This window comes from Roseburia faecis, from assembly GCF_001406815.1.
In the GTDB taxonomy this organism is placed as follows: domain Bacteria; phylum Bacillota; class Clostridia; order Lachnospirales; family Lachnospiraceae; genus Roseburia; species Roseburia faecis.
Genome location: NZ_CVRR01000011.1, coordinates 65,856 through 72,122, shown reverse-complemented (window position 1 = coordinate 72,122; position 6,267 = coordinate 65,856). Strand labels below are relative to the sequence as shown.

At 44.1% G+C, this 6,267-nt stretch carries 5 protein-coding genes; 3 read left to right on the top strand and 2 right to left on the bottom strand.

Annotation, left to right across the window (positions count from 1 at the left end):
- Nucleotides 1-118: 118 nt before the first annotated feature.
- Together M72_RS05700 and M72_RS05695 are read right to left on the bottom strand one after the other, a co-directional pair.
- Nucleotides 119-847, bottom strand: a complete 729-nt coding sequence (locus tag M72_RS05700) for a DUF975 family protein (protein WP_022044888.1) — start codon at nucleotides 845-847, stop codon at nucleotides 119-121.
- 72 nt (nucleotides 848-919) lie between these two features.
- On the bottom strand, nucleotides 920-1,303 hold the full coding sequence (locus M72_RS05695; protein ID WP_055067510.1) for a hypothetical protein: 384 nt from the start codon (nucleotides 1,301-1,303) through the stop codon (nucleotides 920-922).
- A 101-nt stretch (nucleotides 1,304-1,404) separates the two neighbouring features.
- On the opposite strand from M72_RS05695, the gene M72_RS05690 reads away from it, so the two are divergent.
- From M72_RS05690 to M72_RS05680, 3 genes are all read left to right on the top strand, one after another.
- Nucleotides 1,405-3,546, top strand: coding sequence for a Tex family protein (locus M72_RS05690; RefSeq protein WP_055067509.1), 2,142 nt, complete (start codon nucleotides 1,405-1,407; stop codon nucleotides 3,544-3,546).
- A 462-nt stretch (nucleotides 3,547-4,008) separates the two neighbouring features.
- Complete coding sequence (locus M72_RS05685) at nucleotides 4,009-5,022, top strand: RpnC/YadD family protein (protein WP_055067508.1); 1,014 nt, start codon at nucleotides 4,009-4,011, stop codon at nucleotides 5,020-5,022.
- A gap of 211 nt (nucleotides 5,023-5,233) precedes the next feature.
- Nucleotides 5,234-6,247 carry an RpnC/YadD family protein gene (locus M72_RS05680; RefSeq protein WP_055067507.1) on the top strand — a complete coding sequence of 338 codons (1,014 nt, stop codon included), beginning with the start codon at nucleotides 5,234-5,236 and terminating at the stop codon, nucleotides 6,245-6,247.
- Nucleotides 6,248-6,267 lie beyond the last annotated feature (20 nt).

Sequence of the window (6,267 nt, the reverse complement as noted above, 5' to 3'; positions counted from 1 at the left end):
CATTAAAATCATGCTATGCTCAATTCTGTTTCTATTTTGATTCAAGTTTGCGAACGAGCATCGCGAGTTTCGCAATTACCTAATAGTATATTCTAATATCCGGCAATCAGCCGGAGCATTAGCTTATGTTTGATGGGATCTCCCCGACCACATCCAGATAAAAAATAACCAGTGTCTGTGACTGGTATGGATATACCCAGAGTGACCCGATGCCTAAAGACAGCAGACACAGTATCTGCAATCCGATAAAGCTCAGATAAATATAAAATAATCTTCCTTTATTTCCCTTCATGATCTGACGGCTGATCTTTAATGATTCGCGTGCCTTCATCTGCGGATGATCCAAAAGCAGATACAATGCCAGTGCATACCACATCTGCACGAAAACTGCCAGAATCGTGCTCACAATACCAAGTATCACCAGTACTGCAATCGCCGCAGGCGACTTGTCCAGGACAAAAAATAACACAGCACCTGTGATCACAGGAATACAGCTGATCAGCGTTGCAATAATCAAAAGCAGTCCTGCAATGATATAACGGTCCGGGTGATTTTTAAATCCATAAAATACCATGCCAAGTGTCATTTCTTTTTTCCGTGCAAGTGACAGATGAAGCTGAAGGATTCCGACAGACAATACCATGCTTAAAAGTGTGATCAGAAATTCCGCCACATAAAACATGATCGTCACCGGAAGCGGCTGTGCATCTTTCTGCAACATGGAAAATGGGAGTTCTACCGCCAAAGGAATCAGTGTGGCGGCAAGAAAAGCTCCCATTGGTATTTTATAATTTCCATTTAAATTGTCTCTTGCGATTCGTTTTAATTCTTTGCAAGGTAGGTTCATTTGTTTATACTCCGTTTCTGTAACTGATTGCTTTTCTCATTATAGCATGGCTATGCAGATGCAACAATCTTTTTATTTTGCCATAAACTGCTTCATCAGTTCATTATAATCCATGCCCTGCATATCAGAATAGGCCTTTAAAAATCCATCGATACTTCCATACTGATGGATGGCATACCCCAGAACCGATGCGTACAGTCCGATAGCCGCAACCAATGCCATAATCCCCAGAATCATTCCGATCTGTGCTTTCGAAGTATAAGACATCATGCCTCCGCGGGAAAGTGTTGCAAAAATAACCGCCAGAGCCCCACACGGCACAGCAAGATACAGACAGGTGCAGCTTAGTAATGCAATTGATCCAAGTATCAGGGAAGCTGCCTCCATGCGTGCAGATCTCCGGCTGCGATACGGCTGATTCGGATTTGGTTGATAAGATGATCCATACATATCCATAATACGTTTTCCTTTCTTTTTAGGATTGCTTTTATTGTAACATTTCATATATAATAGGGAAAGTATTATTTGACAGGAAAGGACTATTAAGGGGAAAATTTATGGATATTAATACAAAAATTGCGGAAGAACTCGGCATCCGGAAAGAACAGGCCTCCGCTGCCGTAAAACTGATCGACGAAGGATGCACCATTCCTTTTATTGCCCGGTACCGGAAAGAAGCTACCGGAGCATTGAGTGATGAAATTTTACGAAATCTCTATGACCGTCTGGTGTATCTGCGAAATCTGGAGGACAAAAAACAGACCGTACTGGCCTCCATTGAAGAACAGGGAAAACTGACGGAGGAACTGCGTGCACAGATTCTCGCGGCCGAAACACAGGTAGCCGTGGATGATCTGTACCGCCCGTACCGTCCGAAGCGCCGTACCCGTGCAACGATCGCAAAGGAAAAAGGATTAGAGCCACTCGCCAACCTGATCCTTTTACAGAAAATGACAGAGACTCCTCTAGAAGAAGCCAAAAACTATATCAATCCGGAAAAAGAAGTTTCCACTGCAGAAGATGCCTTAAACGGTGCAAAAGATATCCTTGCAGAGTCGGTCTCCGACAATGCCGATTTCCGTACCCATATCCGGGAACTGACTATGAAGCACGGACAGCTTTTATCCGCTGCAAAAGATCCCGAAGCCGAATCCGTCTATGAGATGTATTATGAATTCAGCGAAAGTCTTTCAAAGCTTGCCGGACACCGGATTCTTGCCATCAGCCGTGGAGAAAAAGAGAAATTCCTCATAGTAAAAATTGATGCACCCGTGGATCGGATTCTTTCCTATCTCGACCGTAAACTCATCACCGCACCTTCTGCTCCCACAGCAGCTGTACTGCATGAAGTTACAGAGGATGCTTACAACCGGCTGATTGCACCTGCCATTGAGCGCGAGATCCGAAGCGATCTGTTTGAGAAGGCAGAGGACGGGGCCATCCGTGTATTTGGCAAAAACTTGGAGCAGCTTCTCATGCAGCCTCCAATTGCCGGACAGGTTGTACTTGGCTGGGACCCGGCATTTCGTACCGGCTGTAAACTTGCGGTCGTTGATCCGACCGGAAAAGTGCTTGACACGACTGTGATCTACCCGACTGCTCCGCAGAATCGTGTAGAGGAAGCCAAGGCCGTATTAAAAAAGCTGATATCCAAATACCATATTACGTTAATCTCTTTAGGAAACGGTACTGCTTCCCGCGAATCCGAGCAGATCATCGTACAGCTTCTCAAAGAGATTCCGGAACCGGTACAATACATCATCGTAAACGAAGCCGGTGCCTCCGTATACTCTGCCAGCAAGCTGGCAACCGAAGAATTCCCGCAGTTTGATGTCGGACAGCGAAGTGCCGCATCCATGGCGCGCCGCCTGCAGGATCCACTCGCAGAGCTGGTAAAAATTGATCCGAAATCCATTGGTGTCGGACAGTACCAGCATGACATGAACCAGAAGAAACTGACCGAAGCACTCGATGGTGTCGTAGAAGACTGTGTCAACCGCGTTGGGGTGGACTTAAACACCGCTTCTGCTTCCCTGCTGGAATATGTCTCCGGTGTGAGCAAAGCCATTGCCAAAAATATTGTCCTCTACCGCGAAGAAAACGGAAAATTTGCCTCCCGTTCCCAGCTTCTGAAAGTAGCCAAGCTTGGACCGAAAGCCTATGAACAGTGTGCCGGCTTCATGCGCATCAGTGACGGAAAAAACCCTCTGGATGCCACCGGTGTACACCCGGAATCCTACGCAGCCACGAAACAGCTGCTGGAAACACTCGGCTATACGCTTTCGGATGTGACAGACCGCAATGTTGCCGGGATCTCGAAAAAAGTCCGGGATTACAAAAAGCTTGCACAGGATCTGGAAATCGGCGAACTGACTCTCCGGGATATCGTAAAGGAACTGGAAACGCCTGCCCGTGATCCGCGTGAGGATATGCCAAAACCAATCCTGCGCAGTGACGTGCTCGAGATCAAAGATCTGACTCCGGGCATGGTATTGAAGGGAACCGTGCGAAATGTCATTGATTTCGGTGCCTTTGTGGATATCGGAGTCCATCAGGATGGTCTGGTACATATCTCGCAGATGTGTGACCGCTTTATCAAGCATCCGCTGGAAGTCGTCAGCGTCGGGGATATCGTGGAAGTGAAAGTTCTTAGTGTGGATGTGAAAAAGCAACGGATTCAGCTTACAATGAAGATCTAACATTCAGGAAACAATTTTTAAAGAGAGGTCATATCCTGTCATGGTTGTGGCCTCTTTTTTTGTCACCCTGCCAGCGGATTATTGACCACTGGATTACTGTTCACAGGTTACCCTGCGAACAGTAACTTCGCAGCCCCATATAAAGTTTTGCTTCGCAAAAGGGGGCTGCTAACACCCACATCACGTTCATACGCACCTGAACAGCATGGTGTTCAGGTGCTGAGTGAACAGTAACACCGTTGGTACAGATTCTCAACTTTTTGGTATTTACAGTTGATTTCTGCATGCAAATAAGATATTCTGTCTTTAACACATATAATTCCAAATCTGATGAGTCATTCGCTCGTTTATCCACTGGAATTTTAATTAAATACAGGATCAAAAACGACTCGGTTTTCCCGTTTTTTTCGGTTGTAAAACTATGTTGTTTTGATATATACTAAAGGAAAGGCAGGATACTACATGGGGAACACTGACATTGTGGCAGCTCCGCTGTCAGATGCCAACGAGAAAAACACTACAGAACACAGCACTATTTTTGATGATGTATTCCGGACAATTGCACAGAAAATGCCACAGCTTCTGATTCCGCTGATCAATGAAGTTTTCCACACTTCTTATAGCGAGGAGGAACCATTTGAACAATTGCGGAATGAACACTATGAAAAATTCGGAACGGTGGTCACGGACTCTATTATCCGGATCGGCAACCATATTTATCATCTGGAGTGCCAGTCCTCAAAAGACAAAACGATGGTCATACGCATGTTTGAATATGATATTTCAATTGCTATTGAGCACGCTTCTTTTGAATCAAATGATATCTGGGAAATTGAATTTCCGCAGTCATGTGTACTTTATATCCGCAATCACCGTTCACTTCCGGATTTTCACGAAGCGATTGTGAAGTTTGCGGACGGTCAGAAAATTCGTTACCGCGTTCCGATCATACAGGCAAAGAAATACACGGTCGATCGGATTTTTGAAAAACGGCTGCTGATTCTGCTTCCGTATCATATCTTACGATATGAACACTTTTTGAAGCACAACGGAACGGATTCGAAGAAAGTGCAGCATCTGCTCGACGATTTCCGGGAGATCAACCGGAGACTTGAGCAAACATCTGAGAAGGAACAAAAGTCACATCTTTATATGGATATGATTGTTCTGATTGAGGAGATTGCGGATTATATTATTCCAGAGGATAATGAGATCAGGAAAGGATTGGGTGAGATTATGGGTGGTAAGATTTTGAAATTACGCTCTGAAGAGTTGTTGGAGCTTGGAGAAGCTCGAGGGGAAGCCAGAGGGGAAGCTCGAGGGGAAGCCAGAGGCAGGCTTACCGGACTACATGAAGCCAAAATTGATGCAATTCAAAATATGATTGATCTTGGTTTAACCAGAGAACAGATTTTAAGAAAATATTCTCCAGAGGAATATGAAGAGGCGATAAATTCTATGTCGGTAAAAGCATGACATAATCCGTCTATAACTGTATTTTTCTTATTTCTATGCTATGAGATGTATTTTAATTATATCTCATAGCATTCATGAAAGAACATTCGTTCAAATTACCATTATAATTACAATTTCATACGTTTGATCATAACTGCTTCTGTTTCTTACACTTTCCATATTGTAAAAACAGATGCTTATGATATATACTAAAGGAAAGGCAGGACATTACATGGGGAACACTGACATTTCGGTAAACACGTTACCAGATGCCAACACAGAAAACACGACAGAACACAGCACTATTTTTGATGATGTGTTCCGGACAATTGCACAAAAGATGCCACAGCTTCTTATTCCGCTGATCAATGAAGTTTTCCACACTTCCTACAGTGAGAAGGAACCCTTTGAACAGCTACGGAATGAACACTATGAAAAATTCGGAACCGTGGTCACGGACTCCATTATCCGGATCGGCAGCCACATTTATCATCTGGAGTGCCAGTCCACCAAAGATGAAACGATGGTCATCCGGATGTTTGAGTACGACATTTCCATTGCGCTTGAGCATGCTTCTTTTGCGAAGCATGCGATCTGGGAAATTGAATTTCCGCAGTCGTGCGTACTTTACATCCGCAATCACCGTTCACTTCCGGATTTTCACGAAGCGATTGTGAAGTTTACGGACGGTCAGAAAATTCGTTACCGCGTTCCGATCATACAGGCAAAGAAATACACGGTCGATCGGATTTTTGAAAAACGGCTGCTGATTTTACTTCCATATCATATCTTACGGTATGAACACTTTTTGAAGCACAACGGAACGGATTTAAAGAAAGTGCAGCATCTGCTCGACGATTTCCGGGAGATCAACCGAAAGCTGGAGGAAACATCTGAGAAGGAACAAAAGTCACATCTTTATATGGATATGATTGTTTTAATCGAGAAGATTGCAGATTATATTATTCCAGAGAATAATGAGATCAGGAAAGGATTGGGTGAGATTATGGGTGGTAAGATTTTGAAATTACGCTCTGAAGAGTTGTTGGAGCTTGGAGAAGCTCGAGGGGAAGCCAGAGGGGAAGCTCGAGGGGAAGCCAGAGGCAGGCTTACCGGACTACATGAAGCCAAAATTGATGCGATTCAAAATATGATTGATCTTGGTCTGACCAAAGAACAGATTTTAAGGAAATATTCTCCTGAGGAATATGAGGAGGCATTAAATTCTATGCCTGAAAAAGTATAGAACGATCCTAATGTTATTTA

Excerpts from the sequence above, each read along its gene's own strand:
- M72_RS05685 (WP_055067508.1), top strand. The coding sequence starts at position 4,009 with ATGGGGAACACTGACATTGTGGCAGCTCCGCTGTCAGATGCCAACGAG.
- M72_RS05695 (WP_055067510.1), bottom strand. The coding sequence starts at position 1,303 with ATGGATATGTATGGATCATCTTATCAACCAAATCCGAATCAGCCGTAT.
- M72_RS05690 (WP_055067509.1), top strand. The coding sequence starts at position 1,405 with ATGGATATTAATACAAAAATTGCGGAAGAACTCGGCATCCGGAAAGAA.
- M72_RS05700 (WP_022044888.1), bottom strand. The coding sequence starts at position 847 with ATGAACCTACCTTGCAAAGAATTAAAACGAATCGCAAGAGACAATTTA.
- M72_RS05680 (WP_055067507.1), top strand. The coding sequence starts at position 5,234 with ATGGGGAACACTGACATTTCGGTAAACACGTTACCAGATGCCAACACA.